At 71.9% G+C, this 20,403-nt stretch carries 22 protein-coding genes, 1 tRNA gene and 1 pseudogene; 8 read left to right on the forward strand and 16 right to left on the reverse strand.

Going from position 1 to position 20,403, the window contains the following annotated elements; genetic code table 11:
- The 6 genes and pseudogenes from ABTY62_RS47620 to ABTY62_RS37180 all read right to left on the reverse strand — a co-directional run.
- Window positions 1-316: pseudogene (locus tag ABTY62_RS47620) on the reverse strand (hypothetical protein); the annotation flags it as partial.
- A 295-nt stretch (window positions 317-611) separates the two neighbouring features.
- Window positions 612-1,253 (reverse strand): IclR family transcriptional regulator, encoded by a 642-nt coding sequence (locus ABTY62_RS37160; protein WP_311727342.1) that lies wholly within the window; start codon window positions 1,251-1,253, stop codon window positions 612-614.
- Between the two features lie 374 nt (window positions 1,254-1,627).
- The gene (locus ABTY62_RS37165) at window positions 1,628-3,427 is read right to left on the reverse strand and encodes a DEAD/DEAH box helicase (protein WP_352133811.1); all 1,800 of its coding nucleotides are present in this window, start codon (window positions 3,425-3,427) and stop codon (window positions 1,628-1,630) included.
- A 108-nt stretch (window positions 3,428-3,535) separates the two neighbouring features.
- Window positions 3,536-3,919: a type II toxin-antitoxin system death-on-curing family toxin gene (locus tag ABTY62_RS37170; protein WP_352133812.1), complete on the reverse strand. Its 384-nt coding sequence runs from the start codon at window positions 3,917-3,919 to the stop codon at window positions 3,536-3,538.
- A complete protein-coding gene (locus ABTY62_RS37175; RefSeq protein WP_352133912.1) occupies window positions 3,920-4,117 on the reverse strand; it encodes a CopG family transcriptional regulator in 198 nt (65 codons plus the stop codon).
- 45 nt (window positions 4,118-4,162) lie between these two features.
- Window positions 4,163-5,668 carry an MFS transporter gene (locus ABTY62_RS37180; RefSeq protein ID WP_352133813.1) on the reverse strand — a complete coding sequence of 502 codons (1,506 nt, stop codon included), beginning with the start codon at window positions 5,666-5,668 and terminating at the stop codon, window positions 4,163-4,165.
- A 299-nt stretch (window positions 5,669-5,967) separates the two neighbouring features.
- On the opposite strand from ABTY62_RS37180, the gene ABTY62_RS37185 reads away from it, so the two are divergent.
- On the forward strand, window positions 5,968-6,519 hold the full coding sequence (locus tag ABTY62_RS37185; RefSeq protein ID WP_352133814.1) for a hypothetical protein: 552 nt from the start codon (window positions 5,968-5,970) through the stop codon (window positions 6,517-6,519).
- 61 nt (window positions 6,520-6,580) lie between these two features.
- Here ABTY62_RS37185 and ABTY62_RS37190 read toward each other — a convergent pair whose 3' ends face one another.
- The 3 genes from ABTY62_RS37190 to ABTY62_RS37200 form a co-directional block, all read right to left on the reverse strand.
- A complete protein-coding gene (locus tag ABTY62_RS37190; RefSeq protein WP_352133815.1) occupies window positions 6,581-7,795 on the reverse strand; it encodes a YeiH family protein in 1,215 nt (404 codons plus the stop codon).
- 31 nt (window positions 7,796-7,826) lie between these two features.
- Complete coding sequence (locus tag ABTY62_RS37195) at window positions 7,827-8,399, reverse strand: cysteine dioxygenase family protein (RefSeq protein ID WP_352133816.1); 573 nt, start codon at window positions 8,397-8,399, stop codon at window positions 7,827-7,829.
- A gap of 73 nt (window positions 8,400-8,472) precedes the next feature.
- Window positions 8,473-9,378 carry a LysR family transcriptional regulator gene (locus ABTY62_RS37200; protein WP_352133817.1) on the reverse strand — a complete coding sequence of 302 codons (906 nt, stop codon included), beginning with the start codon at window positions 9,376-9,378 and terminating at the stop codon, window positions 8,473-8,475.
- A 116-nt stretch (window positions 9,379-9,494) separates the two neighbouring features.
- Between ABTY62_RS37200 and ABTY62_RS37205 the strand changes: the two genes are divergently transcribed.
- Window positions 9,495-10,220, forward strand: a complete 726-nt coding sequence (locus tag ABTY62_RS37205) for a Clp protease N-terminal domain-containing protein (protein WP_352133818.1) — start codon at window positions 9,495-9,497, stop codon at window positions 10,218-10,220.
- On the opposite strand, the gene ABTY62_RS37210 is transcribed toward ABTY62_RS37205, so the two are convergent.
- Complete coding sequence (locus ABTY62_RS37210) at window positions 10,168-10,794, reverse strand: TetR/AcrR family transcriptional regulator (protein WP_352133819.1); 627 nt, start codon at window positions 10,792-10,794, stop codon at window positions 10,168-10,170. The two genes, ABTY62_RS37205 and ABTY62_RS37210, sit on opposite strands and share 53 nt — an antisense overlap.
- A gap of 105 nt (window positions 10,795-10,899) precedes the next feature.
- Between ABTY62_RS37210 and ABTY62_RS37215 the strand changes: the two genes are divergently transcribed.
- The 5 genes from ABTY62_RS37215 (at window position 10,900) to ABTY62_RS37235 (ending at window position 14,418) form a co-directional block, all read left to right on the forward strand.
- Window positions 10,900-11,742, forward strand: a complete 843-nt coding sequence (locus ABTY62_RS37215) for an SDR family NAD(P)-dependent oxidoreductase (RefSeq protein WP_352133820.1) — start codon at window positions 10,900-10,902, stop codon at window positions 11,740-11,742.
- Between the two features lie 46 nt (window positions 11,743-11,788).
- Window positions 11,789-12,661 (forward strand): alpha/beta fold hydrolase, encoded by an 873-nt coding sequence (locus ABTY62_RS37220; RefSeq protein WP_352133821.1) that lies wholly within the window; start codon window positions 11,789-11,791, stop codon window positions 12,659-12,661.
- Window positions 12,662-12,772: 111 nt separating this feature from the next.
- Window positions 12,773-12,847 (forward strand) — tRNA-Cys (locus ABTY62_RS37225).
- Window positions 12,847-13,545, forward strand: a complete 699-nt coding sequence (locus ABTY62_RS37230) for a formylglycine-generating enzyme family protein (protein ID WP_352133822.1) — start codon at window positions 12,847-12,849, stop codon at window positions 13,543-13,545. The genes ABTY62_RS37225 and ABTY62_RS37230 overlap by 1 nt, the downstream gene beginning before the upstream one ends.
- 75 nt (window positions 13,546-13,620) lie before the next feature.
- On the forward strand, window positions 13,621-14,418 hold the full coding sequence (locus ABTY62_RS37235; RefSeq protein ID WP_352133823.1) for a polysaccharide deacetylase family protein: 798 nt from the start codon (window positions 13,621-13,623) through the stop codon (window positions 14,416-14,418).
- A 69-nt stretch (window positions 14,419-14,487) separates the two neighbouring features.
- On the opposite strand, the gene ABTY62_RS37240 is transcribed toward ABTY62_RS37235, so the two are convergent.
- From ABTY62_RS37240 to ABTY62_RS37255, 4 genes are all read right to left on the reverse strand, one after another.
- Window positions 14,488-14,781 (reverse strand): DUF4193 domain-containing protein, encoded by a 294-nt coding sequence (locus ABTY62_RS37240; protein WP_311727355.1) that lies wholly within the window; start codon window positions 14,779-14,781, stop codon window positions 14,488-14,490.
- 32 nt (window positions 14,782-14,813) lie between these two features.
- A complete protein-coding gene (locus tag ABTY62_RS37245) occupies window positions 14,814-16,967 on the reverse strand; it encodes a HelD family protein (RefSeq protein WP_352133824.1) in 2,154 nt (717 codons plus the stop codon).
- A gap of 101 nt (window positions 16,968-17,068) precedes the next feature.
- Window positions 17,069-17,743 (reverse strand): L-2-amino-thiazoline-4-carboxylic acid hydrolase, encoded by a 675-nt coding sequence (locus tag ABTY62_RS37250; RefSeq protein WP_352133825.1) that lies wholly within the window; start codon window positions 17,741-17,743, stop codon window positions 17,069-17,071.
- A gap of 183 nt (window positions 17,744-17,926) precedes the next feature.
- Entirely contained in the window at window positions 17,927-18,523 is a 597-nt protein-coding gene (locus tag ABTY62_RS37255) for a TetR/AcrR family transcriptional regulator (protein ID WP_352133826.1), read from the reverse strand.
- Between the two features lie 76 nt (window positions 18,524-18,599).
- Here ABTY62_RS37255 and ABTY62_RS37260 point away from each other — a divergent pair, with 76 nt between their 5' ends.
- Complete coding sequence (locus ABTY62_RS37260; RefSeq protein ID WP_352133827.1) at window positions 18,600-19,409, forward strand: class I SAM-dependent methyltransferase; 810 nt, start codon at window positions 18,600-18,602, stop codon at window positions 19,407-19,409.
- A gap of 37 nt (window positions 19,410-19,446) precedes the next feature.
- Here ABTY62_RS37260 and ABTY62_RS37265 read toward each other — a convergent pair whose 3' ends face one another.
- Both ABTY62_RS37265 and ABTY62_RS37270 read right to left on the reverse strand, forming a co-directional pair.
- Window positions 19,447-19,647, reverse strand: coding sequence for a hypothetical protein (locus ABTY62_RS37265; RefSeq protein WP_352133828.1), 201 nt, complete (start codon window positions 19,645-19,647; stop codon window positions 19,447-19,449).
- A gap of 77 nt (window positions 19,648-19,724) precedes the next feature.
- Window positions 19,725-20,372 (reverse strand): nitroreductase family protein, encoded by a 648-nt coding sequence (locus tag ABTY62_RS37270; RefSeq protein WP_352133829.1) that lies wholly within the window; start codon window positions 20,370-20,372, stop codon window positions 19,725-19,727.
- Window positions 20,373-20,403 lie beyond the last annotated feature (31 nt).

The following is a 20,403-nucleotide window of genomic DNA, read 5'->3' on the forward strand; positions in this document are numbered from 1 at the left end:
CCCCACTAGGCAAGATTCCGTTGCCCCCAAGGACTTCGGAACCGAACAGCGAATCGCTCTTGACCTTCGGGGGCCGGGAGTCGTGCGACAGCCTCGGGGTCTTCGCGTGGAGGTTCCGAAACCCTCTGCGGACACGCGCCGGGGTGAGCCTGTGCGGCTCGGTCGGCTTCTCCCACGGACGGCGCAGATCGACGGCCATGGGCCGGGCAAGGCGAATCTGGGTGTGGGCGGTGATGACCAGCCAGGTCCAGCGGTCGGCCGCTTTTGGACTGCGCAGCCGCGGCTTCGTCCAGCCAAGGGTTGAACAGCATATCCGGCTGTCGCAGCACACTCATCTCATGGCCCCGGTCTGATCACGTGCATCCTTGGTCGGAGCACAGGATCAGGCCGGGTCTACCGCCACGTCCGGCGAATGCCCAGGTGAGCGACCAAGTTCAAGTCCGATTTCGGACGGGGACGTTAAACGTCAGGCTTACCCCGCATTCGGCAAGTTCCGGCTGGTGATGACCTCCGGTGCGCCGCGGTAGGCGCCGTCACCGATCAACAGCCGGCGTCCCGCGACCAGGCCGCTGGCGCCAGGCGGGTCCGGCACCAAGCAGCGGCGCAGACCGTCAGCGCAGGGCGTCCGCGACCTCGCGCGCCGCGTCCACCACCCGCGGCCCCACCCGCTCCGGCACCGCGTCGCAGAGCATCACCACCCCGACGCTGCCCTCGATCCCGGTCACCCCGACCAGCGGAGCGGCCGCGCCGCTCGCGCCCGCCTCCAGCTCGCCGTGGGTGAGCACATAGCCGGGGTCGCCGTCGCGGCCCGAGCGGGCGGCCAGGATCGCCCGCCCCGCGGCGCCGCGGTCCAGGGGGTGCCGGAAGCCGGCCCGGTAGGCGACGTGGTAGTCGGTCCAGGTCGGCTCGACGACCGCGACGGCCAGCGCCTCCGTGCTGTCGACCAGGGTGAGGTGCGCGGTGGCGCCGATGTCGTCGGCGAGGGCGCGCAGCGCGGGCAGCGCCGCCTCCCGCAGCAGCGGATGGACCTGGCGGCCGAGCTGGAGCACGCCGAGCCCGACCCGCGCGCGGCCGCCGATGTCGCGGCGTACGAGGGAGTGCTGCTCGAGCGTGGCCAGCAGGCGGTACACCACGGTGCGGTTGACGCCGAGCTTGTTGGACAGCTCGGTCACGGTCAGCCCGTGGTCGGTGTCGGCGAGCAGTTTGAGGACGCGCAGTCCCCGGTCGAGCGTCTGTGAGGTCTCCGCGGTCACGACGCCCCCTCCTCCGTATGAGTGGCGGCTCTTCGCGGTGGGGCGCCGCCGGTCCCGACGACGGCGCGCCAGAGGCCGCCGGTCGTGGTCGCACACCGGCTGCGCTCCGCGGCGGCACTGCCACGGGGCGTGTGCGTTGGCCGGAACGGTAGCGAGCCGGTCCGCTAAGCGGAAGAGTTTGTCCAGAATCCGAGCGAGGCTGCCGGGCGGAGGGCCTCGCGCACGCCGGGACGGTACGCGTTTGCCCTGGTTTGACGGGCGAAAAAAGGTCAGGGCCGACGCGGCCCACGGCGAGGCGGAAGGGTGAGACGGAAGGGCTTACGGATACGGAGAAGCCCTTCCGCAGGCATACCGCCGTCACCGCCGTACCGCCGTCACCTCATCCGCGTGGCCCACTCCCGGACCTTCTTGATCCGCTCCCGGAGTTGCCCGGCCGTCGCCTCCGCGCTCGGCGGCCCGCCGCACACCCGGCGCAGCTCGGTGTGGATCACCCCGTGCGGCTTGCCGCTCTGGTGGACGTAGGCCCCGACCAAGGAGTTGAGCTCCTTGCGCAGTTCGAGCAGCTCCTTGTGGGTGACCACCGGCCGCCGCTCCGCCGGGAGTTCCAGCAGATCGGCCTCGGCGTCCGGCTTCTTGCGGCTGTGCGCGATCTGCCGCGCCTGCCGCCGCTGGAGCAGCATCTGCACCTGGTCGGGCTCCAGGAGCCCGGGGATGCCCAGGTAGTCCTGCTCCTCCTCGCTCCCCGGGTGCGCCTGCATGCCGAACTCGGCGCCGTCGTAGAGCACCCGGTCGAAGACCGCGTCCGACTCCAGCGCCTCGAAGGGCAGCATGTCCTGCTCGCCGGTGTCCTCGTCCTGCTGCTTCTCGGCCTCCTGGAGGAGCTTGTCCTCCTCGGCGTACGGGTCCTCCTCCTCGCCCTCCTTCTTGGGCTTGTCGAGGACGTGGTCGCGCTCGACCTCCATCTCGTTCGCGAAGCCGAGCAGCATGGGGATGGTGGGCAGGAAGACGGAGGCGGTCTCGCCGCGCCGCCGGGACCGCACGAAGCGGCCGACGGCCTGCGCGAAGAAGAGCGGGGTGGAGATGGTGGTGGCGTAGACGCCGACGGCCAGGCGCGGCACGTCCACGCCCTCCGACACCATGCGGACCGCGACCATCCACCGGTCTTCGGAGTGGGTGAAGTCCTCGATGCGCTGCGAGGCGCCCGAGTCGTCGGACAGCACGATCGTGGCCTTGGTGCCCGTGATCTCGCGGATCAGCTTGGCGTAGGCGCGCGCCGAGTCCTGGTCGGTCGCGATGACGAGCGCGCCCGCGTCCGGGATGGACTTGCGGACCTCGGTGAGCCGCTGGTCCGCGGCGCGCAGCACGTTCGGCATCCAGTCGCCGCGCGGGTCGAGCGCGGTGCGCCAGGCCTGCGAGACGGCGTCCTTGGTCATCGGCTCGCCCAGCCGGGCCTCGAGCTCGTCGCCCGCCTTGGTCCGCCAGCGCATGTTGCCGCTGTAGGAGAGGAAGATGACCGGCCGGACGACGCCGTCGTTCAGGGCGCTGCCGTATCCGTACGTGTAGTCGGCGGACGAGCGCCGGATGCCGTCGTTCCCCTCCTCGTAGATGACGAAGGGGATGGGGTTGGTGTCGGACCGGAAGGGGGTGCCGGTCAGCGCGAGCCGGCGGGTCGCCGGCTCGAACGCCTCCAGGCACGCCTCGCCCCAGGACTTGGAGTCGCCCGCGTGGTGGATCTCGTCGAGGATGACCAGCGTCTTGCGCTGCTCACAGCGATTGCGGTGCAGCATCGGGCGGACGCCGACACCCGCGTAGGTGACGGCGACGCCGTGGTACTCCCGCCCGACGGGCCCGGCGCTGTACTCCGGGTCCAGCTTGATCCCTATCCGGGCCGCGGCCTCCGCCCACTGCTTCTTCAGGTGCTCGGTGGGCGCGACGACGGTCACCTGCTGCACGACGTGGTGGTGCAGCAGCCAGGAGGCGAGCGTCAGCGCGAAGGTGGTCTTGCCGGCGCCGGGCGTGGCGACCGCGAGGAAGTCGCGGGGCTGCTCCTGTACGTACTTCTCCATCGCGCCCTGCTGCCAGGCGCGCAGCTTGCTCGCGGTGCCCCAGGGGGCGCGGCCGGGGAAGGCGGGCGAGAGGTGATGGCTGGTGGTGGAGGCGGCGGTGGTAGTCACGGGCTCCGTCGGGCTGGGTCGGCGGGGGGTGGGACCGCGTCAGCCTACCGGTGCCGTCCTTCACACTTGGGGGCTACGCCCCGGGTCCACCCGGAGGTGGGATTCAGCTCACATCGCCGCGTGCAGCGCGCGCAGTCCGGCCGCGATGTCGTCGACGTCCTCGATCGCACCCGAGGCTACGCCGACGACGAGCTTGTACGCCTCGTCCTGGTCGACGTCGAGCATCTCCGTGCCGTTGATGTCGAGGAAGACGACCGTGGACATCCACGTCATCCGCTTGTTGCCGTCCACCAACGGGTGGTTGACAGCGAGCGACTGAAACAGCGCGGCCGCCTTCTCGAACAGGTCGGAGTACGCCTCGATGCCGAACATCTGCGACTGCGGGCGGTGCACCGCCGAGCTCAGCAACCCCAGGTCGCGCACGGCGACCTGCTGCCCGCCACAGGCCATTTCCGTGAGGTCCAGCACTTCCTGGACCGCCAGGTACTTCACCTACTCCCCCAGCCTCCGCAGCAGGTCCGCGTGGCGTGCCGCGTACTTCGCCCCCAGGCGCCGGACGGATTCCCGGTCAGCCTCTTGCTCCAGATACCGGTCGACCGCCCGAAGCACTATGGCGTGCATGCTGCGGCCCTCCTCCTCAGCCCGCCGCTTGAGCGCCTCTTGCTGGTCGTCGCGCAGACGGAGATTCATTGCCATACCAGGACGGTACCGCGATGGGGCCAAAGTGGTACCAGACTATTCCGCGGCGGGCCGCAGCCGCGTCGTCACCACCGCTCCCAGCAGGGCCACCGCCGCCATCGCGACGAACACCGCCGCGAACGCCCCCGCGTGCCCCGTCCCCGCCGTGGCGGACGCGGCGGCCGTGTGGTCCGCTGCGGCCACCGAGCCGCCGCCGAAGCCCACGAACAGGACCCCGCTCAGCCCCACCAGCGTGATGTTGCCGAGCGCGTCGGAGACCTGGAGGGAGGCGGAGTTGCTGCCCGCCTCCTTGGGGCCGGAGAGCTTGAGGAGCAGCACGCTGCCGCTGGAGATGACCAGCCCCATCCCGTAGCCGCCGAGCACCCACGCCACCGCGACCAGCCACGCCGGGACGGAGTCGGCGAGCACCAGCGGGACCAGGGCGATGGATGTGGCGATCAGCACCATGCCGCCCGCCATCAGCCGCTCGCGGTAGGGCTCCAGGCGCGGGCGGCTCTGGGTGTACGAGCCGAGGGCCCAGGTCAGGCCGCCACCGGTGAGCGAGAGGCCGGCCGCCGTGGCGGACAGGCCGCGCTCGGTGACCAGCATCAGCGGGATGAAGCTCTCCGCGCCGAGGAAGGCGCCCGCCGCGATGCCGCGCAGCAGCACCACGGACGGCAGCCCGCGGGCGGCCCGGAAGGTGCCCCGGGGCAGCAGTCGCAGGATGCACGGGACGAGCAGCGCCAGGCCCGCCGCGGCGGGGATCAGGGAGACCCAGGCCAGGTCCTGGCCCGCGTACTGGAGCAGCCCCGCGCCGGACGCGACCGCGAGGGCGAGGAGGATGCGGCGGCGGTTCATGGCCGGGGAACGCTCGCCCCGCTCCACCTTGCGCAGGGCCGGGAGCATCACGGCGAGCGGCAGCAGTATCAGCACCGGGATGGACAGGAAGACCCAGCGCCACCCGACCCGCTCGGTGACCGTCCCGGCGATCAGCGGGCCGATGATCACCGGCAGCACCCAGGCGGCGGAGAAGGACGCCAGCACGGCGGGCTGGAGCCGCTGTGGATAGGCCCGGCCGACCAGGACGTACAGCGAGACGATCACCAGCCCGCCGCCGATCCCCTGCACCCCGCGCCCGCCCACGAACATCCACATCTCGCTCGCCGAGCCGGACACCACAAGACCGGCCCCGAAGGCCGCGATCCCGGCGAACAGCGGGACGAGCGGCCCCCGGCGGTCGCACCACTCCCCCGACAGCGCCATCGCGAACAGGCTCGCGGTGAAGTACGCGGAGAAGGCGTACGCGTACAGCTCGACCCCGTCGAGGGCGCGGGCCGCGACCGGCATCGCCGTGTTGACCGCGCTCGCCTCGAAGGCGATCAGGGAGACGACGGACACAATGCCGAGGGTGAGGGCGCGGTAGCGCTTGCCGAGTACGGAGCCCCCGCCGTCGGCTTCGGCTTCGGCATGGGCATGGGCATGGGCATGGGCACTGGTTCCGGCTGGTACGGAGGGGCTGTCCGCGACGTCGGTGTCGCGGTCGCACGGGTCGATAGCGGTCATTACGCCAGCGTAAGAGGCGTTTCCAAGGGACACACCTGGCGCGGGACGGAGATGCGGTCCGCCCTCGGCCCTAGGCTCGGCAACCCGCCGCGATCATCGTCACAGATTGGAAACCGGACACCCAGGATTCGGTAAGCCCCATCGGCCCGCCATGCCCACGCTCATAGACTTTCGGCCAGATCGTCACACCGCCTTTTCGCGACGCCCGACCTCAGCCTCACTCCGTGCCTGGTCGCGGACGTCCAGGCCCGCACCACGGGGGAATTGTGTCTTCTATCCGCCCAGTTTTCGCCACTGCCATGCTTGTCGCCGCAGCACTCACCCTCACCGCCTGCAGCGGCGGCAGCAGCGGCAGCTCGCACTCCTCGAGGAGCCACTCCGCGAAGAAGTCCGGCAGCACGAAGAAGGGGAAGTACAGCAAGAGGATCAAGAGGAGCAGCAGGACGAGCAACAGTGGCTGCTCGACGAGCACCAACGGCCGCAAGGTGATCTGGGTCAACAACGTCGAAGGCGCGATGAACAACATCATCGCCAAGAACGCCAAGCGGCGCTGCAACACGACCTCGCAGCAGGGCGCGTACCAGGCGGTCGGGGCGCTGCACACCTACTCCGTCGCCTCGGCCGGCTCCAAGGTGACGATCATCAGCAGGAAGGACTCCGCGCAGAAGGCCCTCACCGCCCAGAACGGCGGCATCGCGCACATCAAGACCTGTGCGGACCCGAAGGGCAGGCAGTACGACGGCGGGCAGGCGAAGGCGGACGCCGGCGACTGCTGGGGCCTGAACTTCTACGAGGTCAAGGTCGACTCCAACGGCAAGATCACGGAGATGACCGAGATCTACGCGTCGTGAGGCGGCCCGAGGCTCGTGGGGTCCCTCGTGGGCCCGGCCCCCGCGATCTCCTCGTGAAGCGCTACGTCGTCAGCAGTACGCCGCCGTAGCCGACCCCCGCGACCACCACCCACGCGCACAGCCCGAGCGCCGCCACGCGCCCGCCCGTACGGGCCAGCGAGGGCAGGTGCACCGCGCTGCCGAGACCGAAGAGGGCGGCGGCGAGCAGCAGTTCCTGGGTGGTCGCGGCGGTGTCGAGCGCGGCGGACGGAAGCCGATCCGTACTGCGCAGGGCGACCATGGCCAGGAAGCCGAGGACGAACAGCGGCACCAGGGGTGGCCGCCGCGCGCGGCCGCCGCGGCCTCCGGCATCCTCGTCCTGCTCCTGGGCCGCCTGGGCCGCCCGGGCCCGCCGGGCCCGTACCGAGACGGCCACCGCCGCGACGAGCGGCGCGAGCAGCGCCACCCGCATCAGCTTCACCAGCACCGCCTCGCCGAGCGCGGACGGCCCGGCCGTCTGCGCGGCGGCCACGACCTGCCCCACGTCGTGCACGCTCGCCCCGACCCACCGGCCGAACTGCGCGTCGCCCAGCCCCAGCGGGTGCTGGAGCAGCGGCAGTACGGCGATGGCCAGCGTGCCGCACAGCGTCACCAGCGCCACGGATGTCGCGACGTCGCGCTCGTCGCTGTCCGACACCTCGCTGACCGCGCCGATCGCGGACGCGCCGCAGATGGAATAGCCGGTGGCGATCAGCAGCGGCTGATCGCCCCGCAGGCCGATCCGGCGGCCGAGCCACCACGTGCCGAAGAAGGTGGCCGCGACCACCGCGCACACCATCGCCACGCTCGCCCAGCCGAGGCCCAGCACGTCGTCCAGGCTGAGCTTGAGCCCGAGCAGCACCACGCCGAGGCGCATCAGCCGCTTCCCGGCGAACGACAGCCCGGCCCGCCCGGCACCCCGTACGAGCCCGCGCGCGCCCGGCAGATGCGCGGCGAGGATGCCCAGCACGACGGCGAAGGTCAGCATCGGCACCCCTGGCAGCGCCAGATGCGCCGCCCACGCCGCGCCCACCCCGAGCCCACCGAGCCCGAACCCGGGCAAGAGGGCACGAATCCGCGCCGCGCGGCGCCGCGCCGGGGGCGCGGTCGCCGGGACCGGGGCCGAGGCCGGGGCCGGGGCCTGGACCGGAGCCGGGGCCTGGACCGGGGTGCCCAGGTCGGGGGCGCCCGGCGAACCGCCCCGCGAACCGCCCGGCAACCCGCCCGGCGAGCCGCCGCGCTCGTCCGTCAGCGCCATGGCCCGGCCCACCCGCGTCGGCCGCGCGGCCTCACAGCGCCTCGCCCTTCGGGGGCGCGTACACGCGCCGGACGCTGCTGCCCAGCCGCCCGACATCCGCGCCGTACACGTGGAGGGAGATCGCCGCACCCGCGCCCGCGTTCCACACCCTGTGGATATCTCCCGGCGGCGCGAACCCGGCCACCGAGCCCTGCGGGTTGGTCACCTCCGCCACCGCGACCAGGCGGGAGCCGACGCCGTCGGGGACGAGGTGGTAGCGGCGCTCGCGCTCCTGGCCCTCGTGGACACCGGCCACGCACCACGAGACGTGGTCGTGGATGGCGGTGTGCTGGCCGGGCAGCCAGACGAGGGCGACGACGGAGAAGCTGCCGTCGGGCTCGGCGTGCAGCAGGTGCTGGCGGTAGCTCGCGGGGTCGCCCCGCCGCTGCTCCGCGGTGAGCAGATCGGGCGCGCCGAGGTGGGGCGCGAGGCGCTCGGCCACCAGATGCGCCGTCAGCTCCGGCGCCAGGCCGCGCCCGACGGCCTCGCGCACCTCGTCGACGAACGCGCCGGCGCGCGGGGTGCGGCGGATGGCCGGTGGTGCGGGGGCGGTCGGAGTGGTCATGGACGCAGCGTCCTGCCGCCCGATCCATCACGTCCAACGACGGTTTCTTCGCAAACCTCAACCTCTGCTTATATCAGCAGCCGACCCGGTTCGCCGCCACCGCCTTCAGCTCCTCCAGCACCACCTCCGTGGCCGGCACCCGCAGGTGCTCCCGCAGCACATACGCCGAGACATGGCGGCGCGACGCGGGCTCCAGGGCACGGCCGGTGACCTTCTGGTGGCAGAGGAAGGAGAGGACGAGGCCGGGCATCATCGCGACGCCGAGCCCGGCCGCGACCATGCTCTGGATGACCAGGTTGTCGTCCGTCGTGAAGGCGATGTCGGGGGCGAACCCCTGCTCCGCGCACTCGTGCAGGAAGTTGGCGCGGCAGCGCAGACAGCCCGCGATCCACCGCTCCCCGCTCAGGTCGGCGAGTTTGACGGCCCGCCGCCGGGCCAGCGGGTGGCCGGTGGGCAGCAGCACCGTCAGCTGGTCCTCGAGCAGCGGGATCTCGACCAGTTCGGGAGGGACCTCCTCGCGCAGGCCGGGGTAGGTGAAGGCGAGCGTGATGTCGCACTCGCCGCGCGCCACCCGCCCCAGCGACTCCGGCGGCTCGCCTTCGAGCAGTTCCACGCGCACCCCGGGGTGCGCGGCGGCGAGCCGGGCCATCGCCTCGGGTATGAGGGTGGCGTTGGCGCTGGGGAAGCCGCAGAGGCGTACGTGGCCGGTGCGCAGCCGGGTGATGGCGTTCAGCTGCTGCCGGGCGGCGGAGATGGAGTCGAGGATGACGTCGGCGTGGCGGGACAGGGTCTCCCCGGCCTCGGTGAGCCGCATGCCGCGCCCGACGCGGACGAAGAGCGGGCTGCCGACGTCCCGTTCGAGCGCCTTCATCTGCTGGGTGATCGCCGGTTGCGTATAGCCGAGGGCGCGGGCGGCCGCGGAGTACGAGCCGGCGCGGATCACCTCGCGGAAGGTCCTGATGTGCCGGGAATCGAACACGCTCGAATCATAAGCGGAATTTGGACCCCGAGGACATCTCCGCTCCCCCGCTTTTGGATCTTCCATCAACGCAAGTACGCCTTGACAATCTTGAATTGTCAAGGCGTACTTGCCTCATGACGGTTCCAGATCTGGACGATCTCATCGCGGAAGTCGACCGCACCTGCGCCACCGCCCACCGTCCCGGCGGGCAGGAACAGCCCGACTGGCTGGCCCTCCTGTCCACCGCGGCGGACCTGGCCGGGCGGCTTCAGGCCCTGGCCGACGACCTGGTCGAGGACTATGTCGAGCACTGCCGGATGCACGGCCGCTCATGGACGGACATCGGAACGGCCCTCGGCGTCACCCGGCAGGCGGCGCAGCAGCGCTTCCACGCTCCGCACAAGCGGTACGACCCCGAGACGATGAGCGAAGACCTCCGCCAGGCCATGACGCACGTCAAGCGGGCCGCGGTGCAGCACCGCAACAACTACATCGGCACCGAGCACCTGTTGTGGGGCCTCACCGCCGAGGACAACAGCGCCACCCGCCTCCTGGGCGCCGCCGGCGCCTCACCCGAGGCCCTGCACCGGACCGTCGGGGACCGGCTGAGCATGGGGGCGTCGCAGGCGGCCGAGCGGATCGCCTGGACCCCCTACTCCCGCAAGGCCATCGCCCTCGCGGAGGAGCAGGCCGAGGAGGCGGGCTCGGCGCACATCGACTGCGACCATCTGCTCCTCGGCCTGGCCCGGATCGGCCGCGGAGTGGCCGCGGCGGTGCTCGACGAGGCGGGCCTGGACGCGGAAACCCTCAGGGAAGCGGTGGCTGCCCCGCCGGCCGGGCGCGCAGTCCGTCGAGGATGATCGCCAAGTAGCGCCGCCACAGCGCGGAAGACCCTGACTCCGGAAGGGCCATCACAGCGTCGATCATCGCGGCGATCGGCGCGATATCGGCCGCGGTGACACCCTCGCGCAGCGCGCCCTGCGCGCGGGCCCGGTCGATCAGGCTCTCGCAGTGCCCGGCGATCTCCCGCCGGGCGCGCGCGAACCCCTCGCCCCCGAACTCCCCGCGGCGCATCAGCTCGCGCAGCCCGCGGTTGTGCGCGGCCCGCTCCAGCGCCCCCTCCATGAATCCGGCCAGGGCGGCGAAGGCGTCGTCCTGGGCCAGCGCCGCGCGCGCCATCTCCGCGATCTCGTCGAGTTCGCCGGTGAAGACGGCCACCGCGAGCGTCTCCTTGTCGGGGAACTTGCGGTAGACGGTGCCGACGCCGAGCCCGGCGTGGTGGGCCACGTCATTGAGGGTGGCCTGGAGCCCCCGGGCGGCGAAGACCTCCCGCGCGGCCTGCATGATGCGCCGCCGGTTGAGCTCGGCGTCCCGCCGCGGCCGGCGCGCCCCCGCCCCGACAGGGGCCCCGTCGTCCCTCGTTTCCTTCTCCATAGCGGATACAGCATATCCGCTTCGTGATACGGTCCCGTCGCACGAGTAAGCGGATACGTCATATCCGGATAGCGGAGCCGGTGCGCCTACGAAGGGGAGTCGGGCATGCAAACGGTCGTCATCACCGGGGGGACGGATGGGCTCGGCAAGGGGCTCGCCCTGCACTATCTGCGCGAAGGCGCGCGGGTCATCGCGGTCGGCAGCACCCCGGCCAAGGGCGAAGCGTTCCTCTCGGAGGCAGCGGACGGCAACCGCGCCACCTTCCTGCGCGCCGACCTGACCTCCGTACGGGCGACCATGGACCTCGTCGCCACGCTCGAGGACATCTGTCCCACCGTGGACAAGCTGATCCTGTGCGCCCAGCGCTACCGCCTCTTCGGCCCCCGCACCACCACCCACGAGGGGTTCGAGCACAGCTTCGCGCTCGCGTACCTCAGCCGCCACGTCCTCAGCCATGGCCTGCGCAAGCTCCTGGAGCCCGCGCCATGGCCGGTCGTCATGAACGTCGGCACCCCCGGCGTCCCCCTGGGCCGGATCCACTGGGACGACCCGCAACTGGCCCGCCGCTACAGCGGAACCAAGGCCACCCTCCAGTCCTTCCGCGCCAACGACCTGCTCGGTGTGGCCTTCGCCGCGCTGTACCCCGACACCCCGATCCGCTACATCGGCTACAACCCGGGCGTCGTGTCGACCGGAATGCCGGCCCACCTCCCCCGGCCGATCCGCCCCGTGGCGAAGGCCTCATTCGCCGTCTTCGCCACCTCCGTCGCCAAAGCCGTCGTCCCGATGACCGATCTCCTGGACGACCCACCCGGCGATCCCTTCACCGCCTACCGCACCAAGCGCCGACTGGCCCTGTCCGGCCCCGCGTTCGACCGGGATGCGGCGCTGCGCCTGCACCACCTGACGCGGGATCTGCTCGACGCGGCGGCGGCCGGGCCCTCGTGACGTGGGGGTCAGCCCTCATGAACCGGGAATCGGGCAAGCTGGATCAATGCCCCACTACACCTCGTACGACGACGCCGAACTCGCCTACCGCGCCCTTGAGGCCCGTACCGGCGACGGAGCCGCCCGGCCGCCGCTGGTCTGCCTGGCCGGCGGGCCGGGGCGGGACGCCGCGTATCTGGGCGACCTCGGCGGGCTGGACAGCCACCGCACCCTGATCATCCCCGACAGCCGGGGCACCGGCGGCTCCCCGCCCGCCGCCGAGCCGAGCGGCTACTCCTTCCCCGGCCTGGCGGAGGACCTCGAAGCGCTCCGCGCCCACCTGGGGCTCGAACGGTTCGCGCTCCTCGCCCACGACGCGGCCGCCGCGACGGCCCAGGCCTACGCCGCGGCCCACCCCGAGCGGCTGACGCACCTGGTCCTGGTCTGCCCCGGCGCGCGGATGCAGGGCGAACTCCCCCAGGACGCCCGCGAGATCTTCGAGGCCCGCGCCACCGAGCCGTGGTGGCCCGACGCCTATGTCGCGGTCCAACTGCTGCCCGACACCACCGACATGGACGAGGTGCGTCAGCTGCTGCTCCAGGCCGCCCCCATGGCGTACGGCCGCTGGGACGAGCCCCAGCGCGCACACGCCGCGAGCGAGGGCGGGCAGTTGGGGCCGGTGCCGCGCGCGGGCTTCTGGCAGGGCGTGGACGAGGCGGCGCGGCGGGCGGTGCTGGTGCGGCTGCGCGAGGTGCCGTGCCCGGTGCTGGTGGTGACCGGGGACCGGGACGCGGTGACCGGCATGCGCGCCGGTGAGCTGGTCGCGGAGTCCTTCCCGCACGGGCGGGTGCGGCCGCTGCACGGGGTCGGGCACTACCCGTGGGTCGACGAGCCGGAGCTGTTCCGCCCGGTGGTCGAGGAGTTCCTCGATGCTCCTTGAGGGCCGCGCGGGCCGTTCATGAACGCCGTATGTCAGTCGCGTGGCAGCGCCCGCCACGCCGTTGTGGGGCCCCGGACCCGCCCCTATCGTCGAGGACACGAGCACGACATCGGCCGTGTGCCCGAGTGGTTTAGGGGCTCGCCTGCAAAGCGAGTTACGTGGGTTCGATTCCCGCCACGGCCTCCATGGATCTGGATCTGAATCTGAGCCTGCACATGATCGCGAACATGGTGGAGATCCCCGCCGGGGAGATCGTCCTGCGGGACGAGGGAACCAGGACGGACTGGACCGCCGAGGTCCCCGCCTTCCGGCTGGCACCGCATCCCGTGACCCGCGAGCTGTACCGCGCCGTACGGGGCGAGGCGCCCGCGAGTGCGGCGGGGCCGCGGACGCCGGTGACCGAGGTCTCCTGGACGGACGCGATCCGGTTCTGCAACCTCCTCTCGGAGGTGAGCGGACTCACCCCCTGCTACTCGCTGGGCGACGAGAGGGACCCCGACGCCCGGGACGTGCGCTGCGACTGGTCGGCCGACGGCTACCGCCTCCCGTCCGAGGCGGAGTGGGAGTACGCCTGCCGGGCCGGGGACCCCGGCGTGCGCTACGGCGAACTGGACGAGATCGCCTGGTATCGCGGGAACTCCGGCGACCGGGTGCGCGATGTGGCGACCAGAGCGCCCAACGCGTGGGGCCTCCACGACACGATCGGCAATGTGTGGGAGTGGTGCTGGGACCTGTACGACCCCGGCGTCTACGGCCCGTACCGGGTCTTCCGTGGCGGAGGGGCGTACGACCCGCCCCGCGGATGCCGGGCGTCGTGCCGCCGCAAGAGCCATCCGACGCTGCGCATCGACGACCTGGGATTCCGGCTGGCCCGATCGCTGTGATGTCGCGGAGGTCGCTGCCTGATCGCTTTTTGATCACGGCGCGAACCTTTGTGCTGGTGGCCGCGTCTACACCGTGTGTATAGACGTAAAAACATATCAACGGACCGGAAGCGCATAGCCAAGCCGATAGCCGGGCTCCTGGCGGCCGCCTCCCTCACGCTCGCCCTCGGCGGCTGCGGTGCCTCGTACGACAGCACCGCGCCGAGCAGCGTCCGCGAGCGCGCCTCGGTCGACGGGAAAGAGGTCGAGGCCGGGGCCGTCGACTGCTCCAAGGCCAAGTGCGTCGCGCTCACCTTCGACGCCGGGCCCAGCGAGAACACCCCCCGCCTGCTGGACATCCTGAAGAAGGAGAACGCCCACGCGACCTTCTTCATGCTCGGCAAGAAGCATGTCGTCAAGTACCCCGACCTGGTGCGCCGCATCGCGGCGGAGGGCCATGAGCTGGCCAACCACACCTGGACGCACAAGATCCTGACCAAGGCGGACGACGACGAGGTGCGTGATGAGATCACCCGCACCCAGGACGCCGTCTCCAAGATCACCGGCTCCAAGGAGCCCCTGCTGATGCGCCCGCCGCAGGGCCGCACCGACGAGCGCGTCACCAAGATCTGCCGTGAACTGGGCATCGCCCAGGTGCTGTGGAGCGTCACCGCGAAGGACTACCAGACGACAGACTCCGCGCTCATCACCAAGCGGGTGCTCGACCAGGTTGACCGCGACGGCATCATCCTGCTGCACGACATCTACAAGGGGACCGTGCCCGCCGTCCCGGGGATCCTCGACGGGCTCAAGAAGCGCGGCTACACGGTCGTCACCGTCTCCGAGCTGATGGCCCCGGCCAAGCCCGAGGCGGGCAAGATCTACAAGCCCTGACCCCCGGCCGGGAGGGTGGCGGCTCGCCCCCGGCCATGGCCGCCTCCCCCTCCCCCCTCGGTCTCAGTCTCAGTCGCAGTCGCGGCAGATCGGCGCGCCGTTCCGCTCGCCGGCCAGCCGGGTGCGGTGGTGCACCAGGAAGCAGCTCATGCAGGTGAACTCGTCCTGCTGCTTCGGCAGCACCCGGACGGCCAGCTCCTCGCCCGAGAGGTCGGCGCCCGGCAGCACCAGGCCCTCGGCGGCGTCGAACTCGTCGACGTCGACCGCCGAGGCCGACGAGTCGTTCCGCCGGGCCTTGAGCTCCTCGATACTGTCGGCCTCGGCCTCTTCGGTCTTGCGTGGGTTGTCGTAATCGGTTGCCATTTCGCTCTCTTCTATGGGTTGTGCTTTGTGGTTCACACGGGCCGGATGGCGATCGTGCAAAGCCGCTTGGTGGCCCGGGTGAGGGCCACGTACAGGTCCCGCTCTCCCCCGGGGCGGGCCTCGGTGATCTCCTCCGGGCCCACGACGACGACCGCGTCGAACTCCAGGCCGCGCGCCTCCGACGCCGGAACGAGGCGCGCCCCCGTCTCGGTTCCCACGGCCGTCAGCTCGTCCAGCCTGGTGTCCGCGCAGATCACCCCGAGCAGTTCGTCCGGGTGCGCCGCGGCCTGGGCCCGGAGCTCGTCGGCGACGGTGGCGGCGAGCGTGTGCGGTGGCGCGGTGCGGGTGCGGGGTGCCTCGCCACGGCGGATCGACCGGCTCGGCGTCTGGCCGGGGGCGATCCGCGCCAGCAGGTGCCGGGTGGTGGCCAGGATCTCCTCCGTGGTGCGGTAGCTGACGGTCAGAGTATGCAGGGTGAACCGCGCGCCGACATGCGGGGTCAGCGCCTGCTCCCAGTCACGCGCCGTCGACACCGGGCCCGCCTGGGCAAAGTCTCCCACCAGCGTCATCGACCTGGCCGGACACCTGCGTACGACCATCCTCCACTGCATGGCGGTCAGCTCCTGCGCCTCGTCGACGACGACATGCCCGTACGTCCGCTCCGGCGGGCCGTCGAGCAGGCTCGCCGCCTCGTCCAGCAGCGGCACGTCGGCGTCGGTCCACGGTCGGCCGTCGGCGTCCGTGTCGGCGTCGGCGTCGGCGTCCGCGTCCGCGTCCGCGTCCGGAGCGTGCAGCAGCCGGGACCGCTCGTCGTCGGCGCACTCGCCGAGCACCTGCCACAGAAGGGCCCGTACGAGCTCGTCGGGCGCGAGCCGCGGCCACAGCGACTCCACGGCGCGGTCGAAGTGGGCGTCGTCCAGGAGGTTCGCCCGGACGGCGGCCGCGTCGAACTCGTCGGCCGACTCCCCGGCCGGTGCGTCGTCCAGGCCGAGCCGGCGCAGGTCGGCCGCGGCGGCCTTGTCGAGGTCGAGGCCGGTGAGCTGCGCCACCTCGGCATCGATGCGCTCCATGGTCTCGGCCCCGCTGCGCTCCAGCTCGTCCGTGACGGCGTCGGCCAACAGCTCCTTGAACACCTGGCGCCCCGGGTTGTGCCCCAGTCCGGCCGCCACGGCCGCGTCGCGCGCCCTCGCGACGTCCGCGTCCGCCAGGCGGACCCACTCCTGCCCCACGCGCACGGTGAAGTCACCGCCCGGAGCCTGCCGGGCGCGCACCAGGTCCGCCAGCGCGTCGGCCATCGCGGGGCCGCCCTTGAGGCGGGCCGTGTCGAGCGGCTCCACGGCGCTGGGCACGATGTCGGCTCCGGCCAGCTCCTGGGATGTGGCGAGGACGACATCGTTCTCGCCGAGTGAGGGCAGGACCTGGGAGATGTAGTCCAGGAACCGCGCGTTCGGCCCGAGCACCAGGACACCGCGCTCGGCAGCGCGCGGAAACGCGTACAGCACATACGCCGCCCGGTGCAGCGCCACCACCGTCTTGCCGGTGCCGGGGCCGCCCTGCACCACCGTCACCCCCCGGTGCGGGGACCGGACGATCTCGTCCTGCTCCGCCTGGAGCGTCGCGACCGCCGTCCGCATCCTGCCGGTCCGCCGCGCCCGCAGCGCCTCCGTCAGCGGGCCGTCGCCCACGACGTCGTCGGCGGTGGGCTCGGAGCCGTCCAGCAGCTCGTCGCTCACCGCGGCCACCGTGCGGCCCTCCAGGCGCAGATGACGGCGGCGCCGCAGGCCCATCTGGTGGATCGGCGTCGCCTCGTAGAAGGCCCGAGCCGCGTGTGCGCGCCAGTCCACGAGCAGCGGCAGGTCGTCCTCGCCGGTTTCGGTTTCGGTGTCCGTGTCCGGGTGCAGGCCGAGGCGGCCGATGCGCAGCGCGGTGCCGTCGGCCCCGTCGATCCGGCCGAAGACCAGCCCCTCATCGGCCCCCTCCAGCCGCCTCACCTCCCGCGCCAGCCGCGCGGCGGCGACCTCGCGCTCGTACACCTCGCCCGCGCTGTCGGCCGGTGCCTTCAGCACCTCCGCCAGCTGCGCCTGCGCCTCGGCGATCCGCTTGTCGATCAGTTCGTACAGGGCGGACACATGGGTTTGCTCGGACTCGACCTGGCGCCGCACGGCGGTGTCGATGGCCTGCGACAACACAGGGCTCCTCTCGGGGATTCAGCCGCACCACTATGCGGTTGAATCCCCGAGATAGTAAGTCTTGACTTACTTGAACCGATCAGCCCCCCGGAGACCCCCTACGGCGCCGTGCGGGTGAAGTGGAACGGGCAGTGGGAACCGCCCAGGCCGATCGTGGTGTCACGCTCGAAGCGGAACCCGTGCCGATCCGGGTCGATCGCCTCGATCCAGTTCCCGTCGAACGCGCACATGACAGGTGTCAGCTCCGAAGCGGAATTCGCCTTGAGCACGTCGTGATAGAAGCACCGGTGAATGTCCAGCAGATATCGCCGGTCGTCATCGGCAGTGCGCCGGAACGTGAAGGTCTTCCCGAAGGCGTACTTCTCACGGGCCCGCGACACGTCCACCATCGCCCGGAACGGATCCGGCGCGACGTCCAGCATGGCCCGGGTGCTCGCGTACACCGCGTCGCCGAGCGGCTCGACCAGCGCGTCCCGCACCGCGCGGACGGCGGCTTCGCTGCCCAGGTGCGGGAGCAGTTCCTCGTACGCCGCGATCACCGCCACGGTGATGCGGAGGTTGTACAGCGAAGGCTCGTCGACGACCATGTGCGCGTTCTCCGCCTCCAGCTCCGCGTGCTGCTCGCGCATCGCGGAGATGAGGCTCTCGGGAAGCTCCTGCTGCCGCAGCCTCGCGGAGATGTGGTCGAAGAATCCGGCGATGAGCATCGCCGTATCGCGCTCGGGATCGGGAACGTAGTCGCCGTCGGTCATTTCGAAGTGGTCGGTGGTCATGAATGGTCCTTTTCGGGACGGGCTCGGTCCCGAGTACGACCTGACAAACGCGCAGGGCGGAGCCGGGCCGTGCTCGCGACGAGCGAGCACGCCGACGCGCTCCACCGACCAACCTGGCGTCGACGAACCTCATGGATTCTGTCGCGGCGATCGTCGCACAGGCGCGGCTGACGTGTCGAACGTTCAGGCAGTCGCCCGGTGTTGCCCGGCGATGACCGTGATCACGACCTTGCGGACGGCGTCGGCCTCGGGCGGGGTGCCCTTACGGTCGGCGAACAGCAGATGCGCGGCCCCGATCAGCGTGGGGGCGAGCGTGTCGACGTCCGCGTCCGCCACGACACGGCCCAGGTCGCGCTCGGCGGCGAGGTAGCCGGCGACCATGGCGGCGGCCTCGGTCAGCAACGGGATCCCGGTCGGCCTGGCCTCGCGCAGCCGGGCGCGCAGGTCGTCGCGGGAGATGACGAGGCCGACGACGGCCACGGCGACCGACCCGAACAGCTCCGTCAGCGCGCGGGTGAGGTTGTCGGCGACGGTGCCGGTCCCGGCGGACTCGCGCAGGGCGGCGGCCTGGTGGTCGAGCCGGGCGATGCGGTCGAGCACGAGCTCGGCGAGGAAGGCGTCGAAGTCGGCGAAGTGCCGGTGCAGGACCCCCTTGGCGCAGCCCGCCTCCGTGGTGACCGCCCGGCTGGTCAGCGCGCTGGGCCCGTCCCGCAGCAGGACGCGCTCGGCGGCGCCGAACAGCTGCTCGCGCGCATCGCGCAGAGCGACTCCCGTCGGCATCCTCCGCACCTCCTCCTCGCCTCGGTGGGACTGTACCCGGTTGACGAGTGGGCGACCGCCCACTCATAGTGGGCACATGCCCACTCAAGATTCACCACGCGAGCCCCATCACGCCCGCGAGATGGCGGAGTCATTCGGCTCGGACGCCGAACGCTACGACCGGGCCCGGCCCCGCTACCCCGACGCCATGGTGGAAGCGATCACCGCCGCGAGCCCCGGACCCGACGTCCTCGACGTCGGCGTCGGGACCGGCATCGCGGCCCGCCAGTTCCAGGCGGCCGGCTGCACGGTGCTGGGCGTCGACGTGGACGCCCGCATGGCCGAGTTCGCGCGCGGCAGCGGCGGGCTCGATGTCGAGGTGGCGGCCTTCGAGGCCTGGGACCCGGCCGGCCGGACCTTCGACGCGGTCATCGCCGCCCAGACCTGGCACTGGATCGACCCGGTCGCCGGAGCGGCCAAGGCAGCCGAGGTGCTGCGGCCCGGCGGCCAACTGGCCGTGTTCTGGAACGTATTCCAGCCCTCGCCCGACAACGCGGAAGCCTTCGCCGAGGTCTACCGCCAGGTCCTGCCCGAATCGCCCCGCAACCCCTGGGCGAAGCCCGCGCTCGACCCCTACTCGGCGCTGTTCACCAGGGCGGTCGACGGGATACGGCAGACGGGCGCGTTCGGCGAGCCGGAGCAGCGGCGGTTCGACTGGGAGCGCGCCTACACCCGGGAGGAGTGGCTGGATCAGCTCCGTACCGGCGGCGACGCGAGCCAGATGCCACCGGGCAAGCTGGAGGAACTGCTGACCGGCACCGGGGCCGCGATCGACGCGATGGGCGGCGGCTTCACGATGCGGTACGCCGCGGTGGTGGTCACCGCGGCGCGAACCGGCGCCGCCTGACCCGGCTCACGGTCCGGCGCCGGTCCCTCGCGTGCCCCTACTCGTCGCCTGAGCTCTCGCTCTGGTTCCGGCGCCGGTCTTTACGCTCCGCCTTGCGCACCAACTCGCCCGCCGCCAGAGTCGTGGCAGCCGCCGCGCGCACCCAGCGCGGGCCGCCCCGCGCCGCCCACACGACGCAGACGCACCCTCCGACGGCGAGTACGACGATGCCGGACAAAACAAGCACGGTCACACCCATGCCCCCTCCCTCTCCTGTGGTCCGCGAATCCTCCCAGTCCGCGATGCTGGCCCGCCACGGTCCGGGCGCCTGTTCGCTCACCACCGCTGCCAGTGCAGGACCTTCTCCCGTGGAATGCGCGGCGCGGGCTTGAAGTCGGTGCCGATGGTGAAGGCCAGCGGGATGAACGCCGCCAGCATGACCTGCTCGTACGGCACGCCGAGCACCTGAGCCAGCTCGCGTTCGAGCGGCCCCTGCGCGGTGGTCCACACCGTGCCCAGGCCGCGCGCCCGGGCGGCCAGCATGAAGCTCCACACCGCGGGCAGAATCGACCCCCACGCCCCCGCCTGTACGGCCACCGGGGCGCGGTCGGTCCGCCCCTCCACGCCGGGGATGACGAACGCGGGCACCCGGTGGATGTTGTCGGCCAGGTGACGCAGGCCGTCGAAGACCCGCTCGGTGGAGCGCGCGTGATAGTTCATCCGCCACATGTCGCGCTCGGTCAGCGGCTGCCCGGTGGTCAGCGGCAGGGCGCGCAGGAAGATGTCGGCCACCGCCCGCCGCTGCTCCGGCTCGGTGACGACGAGGAAGTGCCAGCGCTGCCGATTGCGCCCGGTGGGCGCCTGCACGGCCAGGTCCACGCACTCCTCGATCAGGGCCCGGGGCACCGGGCGGGTGAGGTCCAGGCGCTTGCGTACCGCGCGGGTCGTGCTCAGCAGCTCATCAGGGGTGAGATCCAGCGTCATGACGTGCCTCCATCTGGATGCAAACAATTGA

It is taken from the genome of Streptomyces sp. NPDC097640 (assembly GCF_040302705.1).
In the GTDB taxonomy this organism is placed as follows: Bacteria; Actinomycetota; Actinomycetes; order Streptomycetales; family Streptomycetaceae; genus Streptomyces.

Excerpts from the sequence above, each read along its gene's own strand:
- ABTY62_RS37175 (WP_352133912.1), bottom strand. The coding sequence starts at position 4,117 with ATGAATCTCCGTCTGCGCGACGACCAGCAAGAGGCGCTCAAGCGGCGG.
- ABTY62_RS37180 (WP_352133813.1), bottom strand. The coding sequence starts at position 5,668 with ATGACCGCTATCGACCCGTGCGACCGCGACACCGACGTCGCGGACAGC.
- ABTY62_RS37185 (WP_352133814.1), top strand. The coding sequence starts at position 5,968 with ATGCTTGTCGCCGCAGCACTCACCCTCACCGCCTGCAGCGGCGGCAGC.
- ABTY62_RS37190 (WP_352133815.1), bottom strand. The coding sequence starts at position 7,795 with ATGGCGCTGACGGACGAGCGCGGCGGCTCGCCGGGCGGGTTGCCGGGC.
- ABTY62_RS37195 (WP_352133816.1), bottom strand. The coding sequence starts at position 8,399 with ATGACCACTCCGACCGCCCCCGCACCACCGGCCATCCGCCGCACCCCG.
- ABTY62_RS37205 (WP_352133818.1), top strand. The coding sequence starts at position 9,495 with ATGACGGTTCCAGATCTGGACGATCTCATCGCGGAAGTCGACCGCACC.
- ABTY62_RS37210 (WP_352133819.1), bottom strand. The coding sequence starts at position 10,794 with ATGGAGAAGGAAACGAGGGACGACGGGGCCCCTGTCGGGGCGGGGGCG.
- ABTY62_RS37215 (WP_352133820.1), top strand. The coding sequence starts at position 10,900 with ATGCAAACGGTCGTCATCACCGGGGGGACGGATGGGCTCGGCAAGGGG.
- ABTY62_RS37220 (WP_352133821.1), top strand. The coding sequence starts at position 11,789 with ATGCCCCACTACACCTCGTACGACGACGCCGAACTCGCCTACCGCGCC.
- ABTY62_RS37230 (WP_352133822.1), top strand. The coding sequence starts at position 12,847 with ATGGATCTGGATCTGAATCTGAGCCTGCACATGATCGCGAACATGGTG.
- ABTY62_RS37240 (WP_311727355.1), bottom strand. The coding sequence starts at position 14,781 with ATGGCAACCGATTACGACAACCCACGCAAGACCGAAGAGGCCGAGGCC.
- ABTY62_RS37250 (WP_352133825.1), bottom strand. The coding sequence starts at position 17,743 with ATGACCACCGACCACTTCGAAATGACCGACGGCGACTACGTTCCCGAT.
- ABTY62_RS37255 (WP_352133826.1), bottom strand. The coding sequence starts at position 18,523 with ATGCCGACGGGAGTCGCTCTGCGCGATGCGCGCGAGCAGCTGTTCGGC.
- ABTY62_RS37260 (WP_352133827.1), top strand. The coding sequence starts at position 18,600 with ATGCCCACTCAAGATTCACCACGCGAGCCCCATCACGCCCGCGAGATG.
- ABTY62_RS37265 (WP_352133828.1), bottom strand. The coding sequence starts at position 19,647 with ATGGGTGTGACCGTGCTTGTTTTGTCCGGCATCGTCGTACTCGCCGTC.
- ABTY62_RS37270 (WP_352133829.1), bottom strand. The coding sequence starts at position 20,372 with ATGACGCTGGATCTCACCCCTGATGAGCTGCTGAGCACGACCCGCGCG.